Annotated in this window: 12 protein-coding genes; 3 read left to right on the top strand and 9 right to left on the bottom strand. The window is 33.9% G+C overall.

The features are described from left to right. Window positions 1–117: 117 nt before the first annotated feature. A complete protein-coding gene (locus ACQKCJ_RS08780) occupies window positions 118–1,413 on the top strand; it encodes a hypothetical protein (protein ID WP_427401843.1) in 1,296 nt (431 codons plus the stop codon). A gap of 92 nt (window positions 1,414–1,505) precedes the next feature. Here ACQKCJ_RS08780 and ACQKCJ_RS08775 read toward each other — a convergent pair whose 3' ends face one another. Next, window positions 1,506–2,735 carry a hypothetical protein gene (locus ACQKCJ_RS08775; RefSeq protein WP_427401842.1) on the bottom strand — a complete coding sequence of 410 codons (1,230 nt, stop codon included), beginning with the start codon at window positions 2,733–2,735 and terminating at the stop codon, window positions 1,506–1,508. A gap of 410 nt (window positions 2,736–3,145) precedes the next feature. Here ACQKCJ_RS08775 and ACQKCJ_RS08770 point away from each other — a divergent pair, with 410 nt between their 5' ends. Further along, window positions 3,146–5,305, top strand: coding sequence for a hypothetical protein (locus ACQKCJ_RS08770; protein WP_427401841.1), 2,160 nt, complete (start codon window positions 3,146–3,148; stop codon window positions 5,303–5,305). 57 nt (window positions 5,306–5,362) lie between these two features. Then, the gene (locus ACQKCJ_RS08765; RefSeq protein ID WP_427401840.1) at window positions 5,363–5,686 is read left to right on the top strand and encodes a JAB domain-containing protein; all 324 of its coding nucleotides are present in this window, start codon (window positions 5,363–5,365) and stop codon (window positions 5,684–5,686) included. A gap of 196 nt (window positions 5,687–5,882) precedes the next feature. Here ACQKCJ_RS08765 and ACQKCJ_RS08760 read toward each other — a convergent pair whose 3' ends face one another. The 8 genes from ACQKCJ_RS08760 to fsa all read right to left on the bottom strand — a co-directional run bounded on the left by ACQKCJ_RS08760 (window position 5,883) and on the right by fsa (window position 20,802). Continuing rightward, entirely contained in the window at window positions 5,883–6,188 is a 306-nt protein-coding gene (locus ACQKCJ_RS08760) for a hypothetical protein (RefSeq protein WP_393047525.1), read from the bottom strand. Between the two features lie 795 nt (window positions 6,189–6,983). Next, on the bottom strand, window positions 6,984–8,900 hold the full coding sequence (locus tag ACQKCJ_RS08755) for a sialate O-acetylesterase (RefSeq protein ID WP_427401839.1): 1,917 nt from the start codon (window positions 8,898–8,900) through the stop codon (window positions 6,984–6,986). A 401-nt stretch (window positions 8,901–9,301) separates the two neighbouring features. Continuing rightward, complete coding sequence (locus ACQKCJ_RS08750; RefSeq protein ID WP_427401838.1) at window positions 9,302–10,927, bottom strand: DUF5597 domain-containing protein; 1,626 nt, start codon at window positions 10,925–10,927, stop codon at window positions 9,302–9,304. 136 nt (window positions 10,928–11,063) lie between these two features. Beyond that, window positions 11,064–13,271, bottom strand: coding sequence for an endo-1,4-beta-xylanase (locus tag ACQKCJ_RS08745; protein WP_427401837.1), 2,208 nt, complete (start codon window positions 13,269–13,271; stop codon window positions 11,064–11,066). Between the two features lie 68 nt (window positions 13,272–13,339). Then, window positions 13,340–14,701 carry a glycan-binding surface protein gene (locus tag ACQKCJ_RS08740; protein ID WP_427401836.1) on the bottom strand — a complete coding sequence of 454 codons (1,362 nt, stop codon included), beginning with the start codon at window positions 14,699–14,701 and terminating at the stop codon, window positions 13,340–13,342. 33 nt (window positions 14,702–14,734) lie between these two features. Beyond that, the gene (locus ACQKCJ_RS08735; protein ID WP_427401835.1) at window positions 14,735–16,366 is read right to left on the bottom strand and encodes a RagB/SusD family nutrient uptake outer membrane protein; all 1,632 of its coding nucleotides are present in this window, start codon (window positions 16,364–16,366) and stop codon (window positions 14,735–14,737) included. 13 nt (window positions 16,367–16,379) lie between these two features. Next, window positions 16,380–19,544: a SusC/RagA family TonB-linked outer membrane protein gene (locus ACQKCJ_RS08730; protein WP_427401834.1), complete on the bottom strand. Its 3,165-nt coding sequence runs from the start codon at window positions 19,542–19,544 to the stop codon at window positions 16,380–16,382. 601 nt (window positions 19,545–20,145) lie between these two features. Next, complete coding sequence (fsa, locus tag ACQKCJ_RS08725) at window positions 20,146–20,802, bottom strand: fructose-6-phosphate aldolase (protein ID WP_427401833.1); 657 nt, start codon at window positions 20,800–20,802, stop codon at window positions 20,146–20,148. Window positions 20,803–21,122 lie beyond the last annotated feature (320 nt).

The raw sequence follows: 21,122 nt of genomic DNA, 5'->3' as shown, positions 1-21,122 counted from the left end.
ATTTGGCTTAATGGAAAAATTGGTTTGTATTTGGAAGATTTGGCAAATCCGAAAGATAACGCTGATTTAGCCCCAAACTGCTTGTAGCGCAAGAACGTTATGCACAATATATAAAAAATGAAAGATAAAATATTAAAATTAAAAGAAAAATTAAAACTAGCAAATGTTCAATTTGAAGAATTTAAATCAGAAAGCACTGATTCATATTCTAAAATTAAATTTGAGGTTTTTGCAGGAAGAGAAAAAAATGAATGTCTTTTAATTTATACAGAAAAATATTTGGATTATGCTTTAGGTTGTGATTTCGAAAAATTTAAATTTGTACAAGGATACGAGGCTATTTGGTCAAAAGATAATAATTTAATTGAAGCTGAAATAACTAGTCCTGAAGCAAATAGATTTAATTTTTTAGAACGCTTAAACAATTTAATTAATAAACCAGAAGATAATGAAAATGAAGAATTTGATGATGACATATTAGACATTATGCTTCCAAATCATCAAGGTTTAGAGATTTCTCTTGGATATTGTTCACAACCCTTTTCTTTAATAACAGGTTCAAGAGAAAGAGGATTAAGACGATTTAATTCTAAAAAAATAACCCTTAAAATTACTAACTCAAAGAAAACCACACACGACAGTTCACGTGATTTATTAGAAAAAATTGCTAACTCAATTTTTTTTCAAATTGATTTAGCTTTTGAAATTCCTATTAGCCTTCAAAGTCAACGTGAAACATATATCGAAACTCGTATAAAAAGAAAGAGAAAATTAATGTTTATTGATAAAGATGCAACTATTTCTGAACCAAAGTACGAATACGATACAGAACCAATTTCATTGTATTGGTATGCTAAAGAGTCGTCAAATATGCCGATATTTCAATATTTAGCATTTTACCAAACACTTGAGTTTTATTTCCCAATTTATTCAAGTTATGAAGCTAAACAAAAAATACAAAGTATAATTAAAGATCCACGATTTAATCCTAACAAGGATAATGATATTACAAAAATAATATCTACAATAAAAAGTTCTTCCAATGGTAAGTCTTTTGGAAATGAAAGAGAACAATTAAAAGCCACTATTTCTGCTTGTACAAACAACATTGAATTAAGAAGTTTTTTTGAAGCAGATGAAAATAGAAAGATATTTTTTACTGAAAATAAAGGGAAACCTCTAATATCGCAAAAAATATCATTAAAAAATGAGACTACTGATTTAGTAGCTGAAGTTTCTGAAAGAATATATCAATTAAGATGTAGAATTGTTCATTCCAAAGGTTCTGAAGCTGATACAGATGTTTTATTACCTTATTCAGTTGAAGTAAAAAATTTAAATTTTGATATAGAATTAGTTGAATTTATTTCAAGAAAAGTTCTAATAACTAGTAGTAGACCAATAGCAATATGATACTGTGCATAATAGCTAGAGTTTCGTTGGGCTTGAAAAGCCAACAATGAAACTCTAGCTATTAGCAGTAGTTTTTATTATAGGTAAAACCCTTAATTTATACCTGCTATCATTCCAGGTATCCTTTTTATTTCTTCTTCGCCTAAATAATTCCTAAAATCACCACATTTATTAGGTTTAAATTTTCCTTTTGTAGAAATCCATTTATTAATGTAAGCTTTGTTTTTATCGATGTTTTTTAAATTAAACATTGAAATACAGTTATCACAAATAATCCACGGTGTAGGAGAAGATGAAATTTCTTTAAAATAATCTAATCGCTGTTGTAGCCCTTCTTTATCAATGCCATAACTATTTTTACTAAAAATGAACTTCCAGTATTTTTGTGATTGTATAATTTCATAGGTTCGTAATAAATGCCCTTCTGGTTCATTCATTGAAGTCAAACAAATATCACATACATATTTCATTTTTTCATCGACCGTATATGGTTTAACTTCATTATTAATATCCGATATCACAGATTTTCCAGCGTCAGAATTCCAAAATTTTTTAGAATTTTTGTTTATTTCAAATAAAATTTTTGCTTGTTCTTCCTCTGATATTCTGCTTAAAGCTAAGTTGAAAACTTTTTCAGCTCGGTCTAGGAAATAAAGAGATATTTTTCCATTGTCGATGTATTGTGCAAATGGAAATCTACTTTTCTCAAAATACACATTTGTTCCTCTAAAATTCTGTTTATTACTATTTAGTTCAGCAAAAACTAGAAATCTTGAAAATTTAGCAAATACAATTATGTCATCATCGATTTCCGCTATATTTGTGTCTGTTGCGCGAGTGAAATATCTATGAACAAATTCATTGGGCTGACTATCCTCTCCCCAAATATCTCCAAGAAATAATAAATGTATTTTGTCATTCTGAAGGACAGTTTTTTTATCTAAATATAATTTCCAATCATTAAATACTTTTTCAAAATATTCTTGACCATTTATTTTATTTAGGAGTAATCTTCTCCATAGAACAGATATAATAAAATTCCCTAAATTTTCATCATATTCGAGAAATCTGGAACTGTTCTGTAAATGAGGAAAAAAAATATTATCTGCAAACCATTTTTCATACTTGCTAAATTTTTGTTCACAAGCGAAACATAACAAATGATTCTTGAGACCATCTTGAATTCGTTGGTTTGGATTTAAAGCGGTTCTAAAATATTGTCCTCCAGTATTTTTCATCCAGCGATAAACAAATTTTGGGATAATATGGCTTTCAGCTAAGTCTTTTTCCTTGTCGCATAAGTGACAGATTCCTTTTCTCATTTTTCCCTCAAATTACTGTCAATGTTCTAGCGATTGGCGATGTTGGAGAATAAAGATGCGAGATTTTTCGGTTAAACACAAATTTTACAATACAAAGCAATCTTTAAATTAAGCCCAAAACAACAATCTCGCCAAACGGCTTATATGTCGTCTTTATTCCCTCAAGAATTTGTGGTCGTGGTGGCGGTGGAAGTACATACTTTGCACTTTCAATTTCAGTTCCTTTTTCTTATTTTTGACGCTTACATCTTACAATCTAAATACATATTAATTTAATACAAAAAACTTAACGCAGATAAAAAATACATTTGATGATTTACATTTTTAAAATTATATATTTGGAATCAGATATTGTGAGATACTTATTACAGATATAAATAAGTTAGGCGCAAGAAGATTAAACTACTATTATGAAAATTAGAAATATATCACGTTCCTCAATTCAGTATATTGTTATTCAGAGTGATTTCTCAATTAAAGATCCAATAAATTTTTCTGCAGATAAAAAGAATAATATCTTTCATTATTTACAAAGATTTCCACGCGATTTTATACAGCTTGAAGATCAACAAAAATATTTTACTTTATCCGAAAATCACACTTTGTTAAATCCTGCATTAAGCATATTAATATTTGAAGAAAAAGGGTTTAAATCAAGAATAAATCCGATAATAGGTTATAGTAAAATTTTGGATTTAGACTATCGCGTAGTTGTGTATATTGTTGATGTCAACTGTAAAAATAAAGATAATATAATCGCTTCTATAAAAAGTACAAACCAGAAGTACTTTTATTTCTGTTTTTTTGGTGAACCGACTTCCCCTCTCGAAATCTCGCTTGAAAAAGATCACTATTTTGAGTCACTTGCACACTTGTTAGCCTCTTTTAAAAGAGATTTTCCAGGTATAAAGCAAATGTTTGCTCAAAAATCACCTAGCTATAAAAACTTGACACTCAATTTAGATGAAAACGAAAACGCTTCTTCTGTTTTGGACTTCAATCCTCTAATACCAAACTTTCTAATATTAATGCAAACATTAAATAAGTTTTGGAAAGTAAAATATCCAGAGAATCGAGAAAATATTCCCGCTGAACGAAGTCATGCTCTCTATAAAATTATAACCGAAATTGACCAAGTTCATAAAAATCTAAGGCAAAACCAGAATGCGCCAATTCTAATTGCAACATTTCCATTCTTTAACCCTGCTATAAAATCTTATCTAAAAAATAAGGAATCCGAGCAGCTTCATAAACTTTTTACAGGGTTTTACGGGATGGAACAAAATCTAGAATATCGTCACGAGGGAGAGACAAAAACTGAAAATATTAATACTGAGCAAAAAATTGCTGAACTTGTATTAGAGGAGCTGGTAAAGCCAAAGCTACTATTCCTAGATGCAATCGCCTATTTGCAGTCCTCTTTTACATTCTCTCCAATATTTCGTGCGCCTCTAATTGGTTATTCTATATATAGAGAGTTATCGATGTTTAACCCCGCAAATGCAAATTTTCAAACGCAGAATTCGTTACGAAACATTTTTAAATCGTTGCTCAAGCTCGGTGAGAAATTATCAAATCATACACTTTCTGAAGAACTCAAAAACTATATAAAAGAAAGAGAAGGTCAATTGCTCGTAATTTCGGATCTTCCTATAGAATGGTTAACTATTGATAGCGTTCCACTTTGTTTTTCACACGATATATGTAGAATTCCTGAGGCAAATTATCAAGGAATTTTAAATAATTATTCCGCCAATAATCGATTAAATCTAGTAGTAACCGATGATGTTTTATCAAAAACCCTAATTATATTATCAGGTGATGCTAAGAATAATTTAGATCATGAGTTTAATAACAGTTATAAAATGATCACCGACAATGCAGAGAAATTGGGTTACAAGTACGTTTACTGCAATTCAATTAAAGAAATCGCAGTGGCTGTTCGTAAATATCAACCAACAATTTTAGTGTTTGACTGTCATGGAAATATTGATGCAAATAGTAAAGAGACTTTTCTAACAATAGGTAATCAGCGATTAACTGGGAGAGAAATTTCTAAACACAAGATTTCTGCACCAATTGTATTTCTTTCTTGCTGTAATACTTCTCCAAATTATGGGTATGTAAATCAAATACATGACGCATTTTTCGAAGTTGGTGCCATTACAGTAACGGGTACTTTTTTACCTATATCAATAAAACGAGGTACTGCATATTATATTCGCATTCTCTACCTTCTCCAGCAACAGTCTACGAAAAGGTTTTATGATAATTGGCTTTCTTTTATTTCTAATTCTATTCGAACGTCCTTAATACATGATGTAATAATTAAAGCAAGTGACAAATTAGGTCGGAGCCTCACAGAAGATGAAATTAATTTTCTAAGTGAATTGATAAATGATATTCAAATATTTTCGAAAAGGAGAGAAATTTTTTTAAAATTGATCAGTATAGGTATTGATATTGGTGAAAACTTAAATATTAAAATTCAAGATACAGATTGCGAATTTCTAATGTATACACACTATGGCAGACCCGACTTAATTACTTTCGAAACTGCCAACAGCTAAAAACTGCAACAATGGAATTTGCCTTAGGCTTAATGAAAAAGTTGGTTTGTATTTAAGATGATCTGGCAAATCCGAAGAATTGCGAGAACTGCTGTAGACAACACCAATATTCTCCTCAGCTCTTATGGCAATGCTACATCTTTGATTCACAATCATCCTTCAGGAAACTCACAGCCTATGAAGCAGATAAACAGAGAACACGAAAAAGAAGCCGGAACACTTGTTGATATCACACTACTGGATTCATTAATTATAACTACCGAATCTAATTACTCCTTTGCTGATGGAGGCGCTTTTCAAAGCGCCTTTATAACTATTGTTGTCTTTAAAAATTCCAAAATAGCTAAAGATTTTTCAATATCTATTTTAAGATGCAAGTGAAATAATCATGAAATAATCTTCAATAAAGTGGTTAGATAATTGAATGCTTCCCCCTACTAAGGTAAAAAGCTTTAGAGAAATCTAAAGCTTTTTTTAATTTTAACTATTTATGGCTTTTTGGTGTGTTCGCAAGACCTTCTAATTAGCTAAGATTAAGAACATTTTACAAAACTCAAAAAAAGAACAACGTAGGTTTTTAATTTGCATTATTCCAGTTTGTAATTATCCAATCTGCAATTTTCTTATGAGTTCTTATCTCCGGAGGGACTGCATAACGTATCATTCTTTCGATTTTATTGTATGTAGACGTATTCGCAGGGGCACTTGTCCAATGTTTTTTACCAATATGATTTATAAAATAAAGAACCTCATAACCTTCAGTTCTGTTTAATTGCGAATAATCAGTTCCTTTTGTGTAATAAGGATCGTCTTCATCCGCTTTTGCAGTCCATTTATAATGCTTCCCATCATCATAAAGCATTTGTGATTTTAAATAACTCATAGTTTGATTTAATTAAATTAATAATAACTTTCCAACCAAGAAAAGTATTAAAAACAAATAACATTAATAAAAACAAAACTTCATTACGGAAAACCATAATGTTAAATAAAAACATTCAAAGCTTTGAAGTATTGATACTCAAATTAAACTTTTCCTGCTAGAGCAAGCCTCTTTCTTATACATATACATGAAGAATCAATTAGTATAAGTTTCTAAAACAATTTTGCGTAAATATTTTGAACTTTTTAGAATAAGACGTTTTTACGTTCACTAGTGTCTGAAGCTTTTTCTTAGTAGCGGGAACAGGACTCGAACCATAGCTTTAAATTTGTTTAAAATCTTTACATAAACATGTATATTTTTCCAAAAGCTATCAAGCTTATTGGCACTTCTTTTTTGGAAGAAGCTTTAAAAATAAACCACCACGAATCAATAACAAAACACACAATTTTTTTCCAAACTGTAAAAATCACATTCCATTTTTATGAAATTTTTCGACTATTTGTCGATTATTTTTACGACATTTACAGAGGTTTAAAAACCCAATAATTTTAAGAGTGCCCTATTGGTGCCCTTCTTTTTTGAAAAAACATAACACCCAGTGTTTACTGGTACTTTCGATATAGGTTGCGGAGCCTCTTTCTCCGCCAGTATTCAAACCCTCAACAAATGTTGAGGGTTTTTCTTTTTTTATAGCTTATTCGTTATAAAAAAAACAAAAAAAATCCAAAGTAAACAAATTGTCAACTTTGGATTTTTAAATTCATTAGGATATCAAACCTCAACTATTCTTTTCTATTTTAAATCTGCTTCAAAAGGTGAAGCCGGTAAATTCTCTTTATTGCATAAATTTACCTCTACAGGATTATCAGCCCAGGCATATCTCACTTTAACAGGATCAATAATAACATCGCTCCAAACTATTACTTTATTACCTTCAATAGTTGTATTTGCCCAAACAAATTTTCCATCATTGCCTGCAATTGCAAATCCTTTTAAAGTTTTTGAATCTTTGGCTGTTAAACCTGATCCTACAGCTGTGAAGCTTAAAATCAATTTATTTTCTTTTTTCTCTATGTGTTTAAAAAGTGGTCCTGAAGCAATTAAATTCTTCTCCCCATACACCAGTTTTCTGGCTTGTAATGCCAGTCTTTTGCCAACATCGTATTTGTTTAGAGGATGAATATCGTTCCATTCTCCTAAGTCAATTGTAACTGCCATTCCGGTGTTGGGTATTTTTAGCATATTGAGTTGCTGCTGTCTTAATTCTGCCCAATTGCTTTCGACGGGTTCCGGTTTTGGTTCCATAAAATTAGTGAGCTGTACATACAAAAAAGGCAATTTTGGCTGTTGCCATTGTGATCGCCAATTTGTAATTAAGGATTCCATTAATCCAAAATACTCGTATGGCTTTTTAGTACTGGATTCTCCCTGATACCACAAAACGCCTTTTATCGAATAATTTTTTAAAGGTGCGATCATTGCATTATACAATCCAACTGGTTTCCATCGTACAAAAGTCTGTGACGGCAATGGCAGCATTTTGGCTCCTAATTGATATTTCCACAACCCTTTTAGGTCAAGCGTATCATTTCCTAGAACCAGCTCGTAAGGTTTGTCGATAACAAAACCTCCTTTACCTGAATTATTAATAATCCGAACGGCAATTTCATTTTTGCCTTCTTTTAAAATACTGGCATCAAAAGAATAAATTCTTGGCGGATATTGATATGAAGTTGTGCCTACAAAATGATTGTTTACAAAAACCGAATCGGCATCTACGATTCTCCCTAAAATAAGTTTTGCGGTTTTTTCTTTTACTTTCGGAATCGTAAATTCTTTTCTAAACCAGACTACTCCATTTATATTTCTTAAATCGTTATCCGCCCAATATCCCGGAACGTTCATTGTTTTCCAATTGGTATCGTCTAAATCCATATTTTTCCAGTTGTTCTTCAATCCTTGATCTGTAGCATTGGCTAATTTGTACCAATCATTGCTTATTTTTCGATCGTTCTCATCGATTTGTTTTTCGAGTGTTCCGTCTTTATATTTTAAAAATTCGGGATAATAATCGGGAAATTTCTTTACGCTTTCTTCGCTGATCCAGGATTCTGCAGGAGATCCTCCCAAAGCGGAATTTATCAAACCAATTGGAATTTTACACTTTTCATAGATTTCTAAGGCAAAAAAATAAGCCACGCCTGAAAACTGCAAAACGCTTACGGGATTTGCCGAAATCCATTCTCCTGAAGTAAAATCTTCTTTCTCATTGGCAAAATAATATTGATCCGGAACCAGAAATTGTCTGATATTTGAATTTTCTGCTTTAGCAATCACATCTTTGTATTTATCCTTCAAACGCTCCATAGGAAGTTCCATATTCGATTGTCCGGAACAAACCCAAACATCGCCAAAAAGAATATTCTTCAAGACAATTGTATTACTTGCTTTTAAAATCATTTCATATGGACCTCCAGCTTTTTGATACGAAAGAACAATCATCCACTTTCCTTCATTGGTAGTTACCGTTTTGTATGTTTTATTGTTGAAAGTAATTTCTATTTTTTCTTTGGCAGAAGCCCAACCCCAAATTTTGACTTTGGTATTACGCTGCAAGACCATACCGTCGCTTATTAAACGCGGCAGTTTTATTTGTGCGTTTATAGCAATACTCGCTAGTAATGCAATTAACAGTATTATTTTTCTCATTTGATATTGTTTTTTTTTGCCAGAGATTTTTTTTGCCCACTGATTGTGCGGATCGAACGGGTTTGAACGGATTTTTTTTAATCATTTTAATCCTCTTAATCTGTGGCTTTTTTTCTCTCGCAGATTTAGCAGATTTTTCTATTCACTTTATTTAAATAATTTGATTTTCTTTTTTTGTTACTAATTATTTTTGCCCACTGATGATACGGATAAAACGGATTTGCACCGGTTTTTTTAATCATTTTAATCCTTTAATCTGTGGCTGTTTTTTGTCTCGCAGATTTGGCAACTTTTTTTATTCTGATATGTAAAAATGCAATTCGTGAAAATTAGTGAAATTCGCGGTTAACTGTTTTTGAATTGATAATACCTAACAGGTTTTGAAAACCTGTTAGGATAATTTAATCGTAGGTGTATAATTTTACTTTTTGAATTTCATAATCGCCTACGGATATTCTAATATGTCTTCCCTGATGGGTTTGGTCTCCATTAAAATGTCGGATCGTTTTCCATTCTCCATTTTCGAATATTCCCTGATCTGTTTTTAAAATCCCTACATTCAGATTTGTATTTTTTAATGGCTTAAATGTGACTACAACTCCAGATCCTGCGATATAAAATTCATCAGTACCTGTTTGAATAATAATTGCACTTGACATTGGCCAGCTTTCTTCTTTTGCATCATCTGACCAATTTAAGGTATAATCGTGTTTGAATGTAAACTCATAATTAGCTAATTTAATGATTTCCAATTGGCTTTCTTTATCTAATAGAACGCCATCAATTTTGCCCTGGCCTTTATTGGCTTCGATAACAGGCGTTAATTGTCTGACCAGATCGTATATTTTTCCTAACGGCTCTTTTTTAGCATCGGTAACGGATTCAATAGAAAAAGGCGAAAAACCAAGCGCTTCGTAATGACCAATGGCGTACAATCCTTTGAAAGGTGCACTGGCATCAAAGCGATGTTCAGGTATAAATAACGGATCTCCCTGACGGATAAATAAATCATTCCAGTGCTTAAATGAAGGATTGTAAAAATCGGGGGCAAGAAAATCTATCGAATTTCCGGCAGCTTTCCAAACATCCATTAGATGAGGCAATGGTCCGGCGCTGGGATATTCTCCCGGTTTTTTCTCCGGTGCATTTAATGCTGCATTTACAAACATTGGGATTGGATAACTTTCTTTTCCGGCTTTGGCTACCTTATTGGTAAATTCAGCAAAATACCACGCCATAAAAACCTCATCGGTGTGCAATCCTTTTCCGAAAATTTGTTCCCAATTACCCGAGGTTCTAAAGCCATTCTTTTTCCATACTTCGAAAAATTCAGGAACTAAATTCTGTTTATTTTTCTGCATGTATTTTATTAATGCTTCGGGAACATTGTTTTTGAAGGCTGCATTTGCCAACGTATGATAATCTCTGGCGGTTGGCAACATACCAATTTCATTTTCGACCTGAACCATAATTACGGTTTGCTCTTTTTGATCGAATTCTTTTATATGCCCCATCAATTTCTGAAAAGCTTGTAAATCTGCCCGTAAATTATTTTCGCTAAATGGCGTTAAGATTTCATGGCTTTTATCTTTGTCGTCTTTTATTCTGGGATATTTTTTCTGGTTTAATTTTACCCATTCGGGAGCATGGCTTGACATACTATTTTTCCAGGATCCAAACCATAAAAAGACTAATTTCAGGTTTTCTTGTCTTGCTCTGAGAATTAAATCATCAACTAATGAAAAATCAAACTTCCCTTCCTCCTTTTCGATCAATTCCCAATAAACAGGAACTAAAACCGTGTTCAGGTTCATATCAGTCAATTTTTGCCAGATAGGTTCCATACTTTCCATACTTGTGGCCGAAGAATTTCCTAATTCGCCGCCAAGTATAATAAAAGGTTTCCCGTTAACGATCAATTGGGTCTTATCTCCTTTTTTCTGAAGGCTGGGTATTTTATCCTGAGAAAATCCAAACTGTACCACCAATAATAAGAGTAAAAACAATCTGTTTTTTGATTCAAACATTCTAATTCATTTATTATTAAAATCAATTATTATAATTTCAGCTTTAACTAAAGATTTAAACTGATTAACAAGGGTAAAAAATCCGTAGTACAAACCCATTTTGGATTCGTTCTACGGATTTATTTATAGAAATACTTTAAGGTTTTACCAATTCTCCTGAAAAGTCTTTACTAACATCTTTTCCGGCAAGTCCGTCAGCAGTTCCTTTGTAGGCATGTTTGCGAACATAGTTGGCATCCCAAAGATTTGGTGATTCATCAGGAAGCCAGAATTCATGTTCCTTAACACTATCTGACACGCCCCAAATAGTGATACCATATTGTTGTGGCGCAGGAATGTATTTTTTATACATATCAATTACAAACTGATACATCTCGGCCTGAGCAGCTTGTTGCGCTACAGTTGGTGCATTTGTTCCTAATCTTACATCTAATTCAGAAATTTTAATCAATTTTCCTGAAGCGGCTAATTTTTGAAACATCTGAACGATCTTGTCTTTATCTGTAGTCAGGCCAATATGCATTTGGGTTCCAATTCCGTCGACTGTTCCGCCCTGACTTTCTATATATTCTACATATTTAATCAAACCTTCGCATTTGTCTAATCTTGATTCGAGATTATAATCATTTATAAATAGCTTGTCTGTAGTATTCCCATTTTGACGAGCTAATTTAAATGCTGTTACGGCATAATCTTTCCCTAGATATTTTGCCCACGAAAAATAATCTGTCGCAGTATCGCCTTCATTACCGGTTCTTAATGTTCCGTCTTCTTTCATTGGTTCATTCACTACATCCCAGGCAAAAACGCTTGTTTTGTAATGAATCATCATTTTAGAAATCCAGTCTTTCATTGCATCTCCTATGATTTTTGTTTTTTCGGCATCGGTTTTTTCAATATTTATTGGCGCTGTTACACCTCCGCCGGAAATTTCTCCGGAAGTCGCTACTACATTATCAATATAATACGTTCCTGAGGCTGCTCCTAAATCAAAATTAAAACCTGTTTCTCCTCCTTTTGCAATAATTTCCCACTTAATTTGTTTCCAGGTTGTCGAAGTTGCCTGATCTCCCTGATAATTGGCTAATGCTTGTGGCGTGATAGAACATCTTACAGACCCAGGTGCTTCAGACCGAATCATATACGAAATTGTATAACTTTTTCCTGCTACTAAAGCTGAACTGAAAAGCCCATTAATTTGAGTTTTATATTGCTCTGTAGGTGTGCTCGTTGCATTTACTACTTTCATGGCACCACTTCCTTCATAAGCATTAGCGGCACTTGCAAGAGTTAATGAACCTGCTGCTCCATTCTGTTGACTCCAGCCTGTAATCCCTGAATTAAAAGTTCCGTTAGGAATTAAATTGACAACACCTGATACAGCATCAAGATCTACAACTGCTATTGTATTTACATCAATCAGATAAGTCACATTTGGAAGATATCCTAAATCCAGATTAAACTGAAAAGTGGTACTTCCTGCTTTAAAATCTCCCGGAGCTAATTTAATTTTAACTTGCTGCCAGACTGCTGTTGTTGCAAAAGCTTCCGTCCATGCTGCTTCGTTGCTAAACCAATCTTTATAAGGATACGGATTCGTTAAAGATGCATTAAAAGAAATCCTCCCTTTACCGGTGACATCTGATTTAATATAGAATGAAATTTCATAGTTATGTCCTGTTACAATTGGAATGTTTGGAGACGTTAGCTGCAAACTATAAGATTGCGCTGAAGCTGCACCAGATTCTAATTTAATGGCCTGCGAGTTACTTGCTAAACCGGAATTTGCTGCAATCGATATTCCTTTTCCCGGATTATTTCTTGCCCAATTGGTAAAAGCGCCACTTTTTAAACCTGCTACGTCAAGGATATTGGTTCCGCTGGAACCCGGAATTACAGTTGGGGCAATAAGACCATTTAAATAACTTGCGTTTTGGTTGGAATGCCAGACTAAAGTATGTCCGAAAACTGTTAGTCCTGCTTTTTTTGTTTCTGCAATAAAGGCATCGATAGTCGCAAAATTTATTTCGCCTTTGGCATTGACCATGGCGCCGTGTTTCATGGCGTAACCTGGTGTTACCTCATCAAAATTTTCGTTTACTATTTTTCTGTAGGCAGCATCACTCATGTATAAATCAGCTCCAATTCCGTTTCCTAAAACAAAATCAGTATACGTTTTTAAAGGTTGATATCTACTAATTTTTTCCACCAGTTCCAGCGGAAGTTCTGCGCCTGTTACTGCACCATGGTCCGGATCTTTTCCCCAGTCCATTTTGTTATCGTCGCATGACACTAAAGTCATTAAGGACGTGGCTATTATAGGAATTATATATTTACATTTCATTTTTATTTTATTTTTTTTAATTACACCATTTGCCTTTTTCTCAATTTAGTATTTGACTACTTTATTAATCAGGGAAAATCATTAGCAACTGGTGTATTTAGTGAAACAATTCTCCAGTTGTCTGTGTATACTTTTACAGCTGTTGCTTTTGCAGGAAATTCTACTTCGCTTGCAGTTCCTAAAACGTCTTTCATTTTTACATCAGAATTTTCAAAATAAATTCCAAAATTTTGATAAGTCTGTGCTTCACGATAGGCTAAAACGGTTTCGAAAGTAAATGCTTCTTTTGACCATGCATAGAATTTGTTTAACGGAATGGTAACTGTTGTCCAGCCTGTTGTTTGAAAAGCAACTGATTTTCCGTCTACTAACCACGGAATGTAATTGTAAACAGCACCTGTCCATTCTCCTCCATTAAAATTATTGACCATACACATTTTTAAGTATCCTGAATCTTTCCACGCATCAGGAACATAAATATCAAATTGAAGCGCTACTTTGTCAAGCGGTGTATTTGCAGGAATATAAGGTGTCAATTGAGTTCTCCAGTTATCAACGCCGGTTCCAGCTGTCCAAACTTCTGATTGACGAACTTTGGTGTCAAAAGCAGGAAGACGCGCTGGATGGTGAGGAACATATTTTCCCTGAGAAGTATTTCCTGTTCCTAACACTACCGATTCTAAATCTCCAGGCTGAATCATACTTGTACTGGTTCCCCAATATCCGTGCTGACCTTGTCCGTCGAAATTTATTAAAACACCTTTTTTGAAATTAAAATAAGCCGGGGAATAAGCACCTCCGTTTGAACTCTGAACAAATATTGAACCTCCGTTGTCTGAAATTCCGTTAGGAACTTTAACGGTGAAAAACTCACCATCAGGATCTGAAGTAATTCCGTTTGTAACATCAATATTACCAGGAAAAGTTACTTTGCTTACTTCTGTTAAACCTGTTCCGTAAACTGTTATGGTTTCTCCGGGATTTGGTAATGTATTTGAAATTCTGTCAATAACGGGATTTGATGAGCGAATTTCAAATGCGAATATGTTTTCATTACTGTCATTCACAAATCGAATAGTATTTCGAACGGAAGCATCGGCATCGATTGTAGGTGTATCTGCAGAAACATTGATAAGCATGGAATTGTCGCTTACAAAAACAACATTAAAATAAGTTGAATATCCATTGATATAAACTTTTCTTAATCCTGTAAATCCGGAACCTTCTATACGTAATGTTTGTCCTAATCTGGCAAAAGAAACTTCTCTATCGGGTACAGTCGAATTTACATCTTCGAGAAATACTCTGCTAATCGTTATTGCTTTACCATTAGAATCATTATTATCACAAGCAGTAAACAGCATACTAAAAACCATCATTCCAAGAAATGCGATGGGCGCCCAATACTTTTTATTTAAAATATATTTCATATAATCTTTCTTTTAGATTTATTATTCTTATGATTAGAAGAGGTCTTTTATTCTTTCCTCGGTAAACTGATACCGAACAGGATTTTCTCTCAATAACGGATTTTGAACGAGCTCAGATTCCGGATAAGGCAAAACAAATATGGTGGCATCAATTACGCCCACAGCACGGGAACTGGTACTTTTTGTGGCATCAACAGAAACTGCATTTGTGGCTGAATCATAAAGAATTGGTGTAATCGTTCCTCTGTTTTGTCCTGTTATATAGTTTACAACTTCTTGTTGTTTATAATAGGATCTTCTAACCAGATCATACCAATACTGACCTTCCATACACAGCTCTACTCTTCTTTCGTGAATAATATCTGTATAGGTAAGTGTTGTTTTAGGATCAAGACCTGCACGTACGCGAAGTTTGTTTACTCCGGATAAGGCAAGAGCGTCTGCGGTTGTTGTGTTATTTCCTAAGGCTGCTTCGGCATAATTTAAATACACTTCGCCTAAACGCAGCATATAGGTATTTAGAGCGGAGTTCATACGGGTAATTTTAGAATTGTCTTTTGTCGATCCTACTACTCCTTTTTTTACGGTAAGAAAATCATTTGCATGATCTACGGTGTAACCTCCATTTGCTTTATTAATTTCGGCATAATGGTCTTTATTTCCCATCCAGGTTGCTTTACGACGGGTATCTTTAGATTCATATTCCTGCAAAACATTATAAGAAGCCCTTGTCCAATATCCCCATGCGGCATCATCACCGGTAATATCAGAACCTAATGCAAAGTAGGCCTGTTGTGTATTGTTTACTCCAAAATCTCCGTTAGCAACCCATTGCAGTGCAAACATTGACTCAGTGTTATTGTTATTTTCTACCATAAATAAATCAGCATAGTTGGGCATCAGACTGTAGGGTCCTGCGGTAATTACTTTTTCTGCTGCTTTTTTGGCTAAATCAAGATATTCCTGAGTTCTTGTACCGCTATTAGGGTTGTCACTTACTCCGGAATATGATAAATATACTCGTGACAACATTCCAAAAGCACTGTATTTTGTTAATCGTCCTGACTGACCGGATGTTTCCGGAAGGTATTTGGCAGCGAATTCGAGATCGCGCATGGCGAATTCGTAAACATCTTTTAACGGATTTTTATTTACAATTGGATTTTTTACTAATTCTCTCGGATCTGTAGAAATAATTACGTCTCCCCACAATGATGCTAAATACCAATATGCGGTTCCTCTCATAAAACGTGCTTCGGCTATGTATTTATTTTTAAGGTTGTCGTTGACACTGCTGCCTGTAATACCAATAATAACATTATTAGATTGCTGCACGACATTATACAAAGATCCCCAGGCCGAAACTAAAGGTCCTGTTAATCCTGTTTCTGTCAGATCTGTAAACGGATAAACATAATCAGAAAAAGGAGCATATAGGTTTGCGGCACGACCATCGCCTAAACCATAATAGAATTTATCATTAAAGTCAAACCACACTTTGTTGTAAAGTGGTCCTGTTGCTGCCTGAAAATCAGATTCGGATTTATAAAAATTCTCTTTTGTAATTCTGTCTTCCGGTTCATTTTCTAAAAAATCACTACAACTCATCCAAATAAATGGCAACGTGATCATAAGAACCCTGTGAAATATATTTTTTGTTTTCATTGTTGGTAGTATTTTAGAAATTAACATTTAATCCAAGAGTTGTAATGATTGGCGATGGGTAACGTCCATTATCAATACCTGTTAAAAGGGCATTTTGATTAATAGATCCTACTTCGGGATCATATCCTTTGTACTTAGTGAATGTCAATACATTTTGTGCGTTCGAATAGACTTTGATATTAGAAATACCATATTTCGAGTACAATTTTTTAGGCAGATTGTATCCTATCGAAATATTTTTTACTCTTACATAAGATCCGTCTTCTACAAATCGATTGCTTAAACGAAAGTTAGAGGCTGATGATGCAGATGACGCTCCTATTCTTGGCATATAGGGATCTCCGCCTACAATTTGAACGTTGCGATAATCATTTGGCCCGTTTGGATCAATTAATTCGAGTTGTGCATATCCTAATGCTGTTTTTAATAAATTGGTGTTTTCTCGTGGATTTTCTAACCAGCGTCTTTGATAATTTAAGACATCATTACCATAAGATCCTGTCAGCAAAATATTAATATCAAACCCAAGAAATGAGAATGTGTTTCCGATACCAAAAGTAAAATCAGGTGACGGATTACCTATATAACCTAAATCTTTTTCGTTTATAACGCCATCTTTGTTTACATCTTCAAACATATAATCACCAATCCAAACCCCATTTTCGCCAATTACCATTCCTTCCGGTAAAGCAGTTGGTTTTACGGCTCCGTCTTTGTCTTTATAATAAAAATCTGTAGCTTTCTCAAAACGGCCAATTACTTTATATCCATAAAATTGCCCCATAGGCTGACCAACCGCAGTACGTGTAACGACAGTTACATCTGAACCTTGCTGAAGCGTTCTGTCATAAACTCCCGATTCTGTATTAAGGGACAGCACTTTATTTCTATTCATAGAAAAAACAAAACTGGATTTCCAGCTAAAGTCATTTCTTTGCATGTTTGTAGTATTCAGCGTAAATTCGATCCCTTTATTTTCAAGAGATCCTATATTGTATGTTGGCGGCGCAGTAGAACCTTGTCCTGATGTACCTGCATAGGCAGGAAGTGCGAGATCAAGTAATAATCCATCTGTTTTTTTATAATAAACATCTGCAACAAGTTCAATTCTGTTCTTAAAAAGACCAAGATCTAAACCAATGTTACTGGATTTTGTTTTCTCCCATCCTAAGTCCGGATTTGCAGTATTTGTTGCAATTTGTCCGCTTCCCCAATTTGTTGCCGATGTACCGTAAACAGAGGTATATGCATAATCAGGAACGCTTTGATTACCAACCATACCCCAGCCTAAGCGTAGTTTCAAATTGTTAATTGTCTGATTGTTTTTTAAGAAATTCTCATTAGAGACTTTCCAGGCTAAAGCAGCTGACGGGAACCAATCCCAACGATTTTCTTTGGCAAACTGAGATGATCCGTCTCTTCTTAATGTTGCTGTTAAAAGATATTTGTCATCAAAAGAGTAAAACATTCTTCCAAAATAAGAACTAAGTGATCTTGTAATGCTCCCGTTCGAATTTCTTGCTGTTGTAGGATCGCCCGCATTCAAATCAGTCGCTCCATTGGTAATGTAACCTGAACGGTAACCATACAAATTCTCCCAGTGTTGTTCCTGCATTTCTTCTCCTAACATGGCAGTAACATTATGTTTGCCAAATATTTTATTATAAGTCAATAAATTATTCCAAATCCAGTTGTCGCTTAACGTCTTAGTTCTGGTTCCTTCGCGAACATCATTTACAAGTGCTCCAAAAGTATAGGAAGGATTAAAGGTGTAATTGTTTCCAAAATTATAATCGATAGAATATTGTGATTTAAACTTTAATGCTTTCGAAAAACTGATTTCAGCATAAGTATTGGCTCTGATTCCATAATTTTCGCTGTGATTGTCTCTCATTAAAGCCAGACCCAGCGGATTATTTTGCACAAATTCAGTTGTATCAGGCCCGTCAAATGTACCATCAGCATTACGTGCCGCAACGTTTGGTGTTTGCTTAAGCGCTGTCAGTATCAATGAGCCATCTGTAAATGTGGTTACTTGCTCTGTTTTACTTAAAGCCATATTTACGCCCAATTTCAAAAAGCTTTTTACCTGAGAATCGATAACACCGCGAAGATTGAAACGGTTAAATGATGAACCAATTGCAATACCATCCTGATCTAAATATCCAAGTCCCAAAGCATATGTAGTAGTATCAGATCCTCCTGAAGCTGATAGATTATAACTTTGCATCATGGCGGTTGTAAATAATTCTTTTTGCCAATCTGTACCATTTCCCAACAAATCCGGACGAATAAAACTATTGTCACGTTGTACGATTCCTAAATCTGCACGGGTATTTTTTAATGTTCCGTATTCTCTAAGATTAAGAACCTGCAAGTACTTCGGAATTTCCTGCCATCCTACATAGCTGTCAAAATTTAAGGTAAGATCTCCTTTTTTTCCTGTTTTGGTTGTAATCATTATTACACCATTTGCTGCTCTTGATCCGTAAATGGCTGTTGCAGAAGCATCTTTTAGAACATCTATCGAAAGAATATCTGACGGATTTATACCTGCCAGCGGATTACTATTCATAGAACCTGTATTACCATCAATGACAACACCATCGATTACATAAATTGGTTCATTTGATCCGGTAATCGAACTTATACCACGAATACGAACGGAAGAACTGGAACCCGGAGCACCATTATTTTGCTGTATGTTTACACCTGCTGCACGTCCTTGCAAAACCTGATCTATAGTGGTGGCTACAGATTGTGATACTGCCGCACTGGTTACAGAAGAAACGGCACCGGTTAAATCTCCTCTTTTCATTGTGCCGTATCCTACTACTACAACTTCTTTTAGATTGTTGAGGTCTTCTTCGAGCGTTACATCTATATTGCTTTTATTAGCGATGGCAACTTCTTTTGGTTTGTAGCCTATAAAGCTGTAAACTAAAATTCCGTTAGAAGGTCCTTTAATAGTATAAGTACCGTCAAAATTTGAAATCGTATTAATGTTAGTGCCTTTTACAATAATATTTACTCCGGGTATTGGACCGCCACTATCCGAAACTGTTCCTGATACTGTTGTTTGCGCATTTACCACAGCAGAAAATACGAACATCAGAATCAGGAAACCCAGATTTTTAAAGTATTTCGATTTGCTTTTAGTAATTAAAAAGTTAGTCATAAATAATTGGTTTAATAAGTTAATAGTATGGTTTAGTTAGTTTTTTATTTTGAGACTTATTTACAGCATTTTTCTTTGCAGTTTTTATCTACTTTTTAAGCCTTTATCAAAACAAATATATATAAAAAACAACAACACACAATCGGTTGCGTTAATTATTTTTTCGAATTATTAAAAAATACTGTTTAAAAAAAACATTATACTTATCTAAAATTGTAAAAAACTAAACAAATCGCAAAATAACGAATATGACTTACGAAAACGTTAGAGATATCAAATGATTTGATCGGAAATCTTAAAAAAAACATAAAAAAAGAAAAACAGCTATTTTTTCTAAACTGCTTCATTTTAGTCAAAAATAAATTACAAAAAATGATACTAAAAGTTGCCTAAAACACTAATTAAAGCGTCTAAAAAAACCTTTTACCCTATTCAACGACAATGAATTAACTATAAAACGACTAACTTATCAAAAAAACCTAAATCAAACAATCGGTTGCTTATACTATAAAAAAAATCCTCTCAAATTAGCTTGAAAGGACTTTGTAATTTGTTACATAAAAATGTAACTATTTGCATGATTATATTTTGCTGCAAAAACTTATAATTTCATTTTTTTCGCATCTTCTATAAATTGATTTAAACCAATATCTGTGAGAGGATGTTTCAACAATCCTTTTATTGCAGAAAGCGGTCCTGTCATTACATCAGATCCTACTTTTGCACAATTTACAATGTGCATTGTGTGCCTGATCGAAGCCGAAAGTATTTGAGTTTGATAATCGTAGTTATCGTAAATTTCTCTGATCTCAGCAATCAAATGCATTCCGTCTGTCGAGATATCGTCGAGTCTTCCTAAAAAAGGAGAAACATAAGTCGCTCCGGCTTTTGCTGCCAGCAATGCCTGACCTGCTGAAAACACTAAGGTAACATTGGTTCTGATACCTTTTGAAGAGAAATATTTACAGGCTTTTACACCATCTGCAATCATAGGTAATTTTACCACAATCTGCGGATGCAAAGCTGCAAGCTCTTCGCCTTCTCTGATCATTCCTTCAAAATCGATCGAGATGACTTCTGCCGAAACATCGCCGTCTACAATACTGCAGATGTTCAGGTAATGTTTTAAAATATTGTCTTTTCCTGTAATTCCTTCTTTGGCCATCAAAGACGGATTTGTTGTAACGCCATCCAGGACTCCCAAAGCCTGAGCTTCTTTGATGTCTTCCAGATTAGCTGTATCTATAAAAAATTTCATGCTTTTTTTGTTTAAGGTTGGTTATAAAGAAAGAAATAAGATTCGCATAATTATCTTTGTCAAAGTGTAAAACTTTGACAAAGATTTCTTGTAAATTCCAGTAATCCAAGTAATGTTTTAGTGAGTAAAAATGTGCATTTTATATTTTATAACTTCTGTAGAAGTACGGTAAAGTTTATTTACAAATGTAGTTTCAGCATAATCTTGTCATCTTGACCAGGGAAAGATCACACTAGAATTTCCGCAACAAAAAGAGAGAATGTTTGTTAAGCTGCTTGTGTAATTTCTCCTCTTGTGAAATGACAAACTCATTTAGCTTT

The organism is Flavobacterium sp. NPDC079362, from assembly GCF_050267765.1.
GTDB lineage: Bacteria > Bacteroidota > Bacteroidia > Flavobacteriales > Flavobacteriaceae > Flavobacterium > Flavobacterium azizsancarii.
The sequence above is the reverse complement of the archived record's forward strand: the minus strand, read 5'-3'. Positions and strand labels throughout refer to the sequence as shown.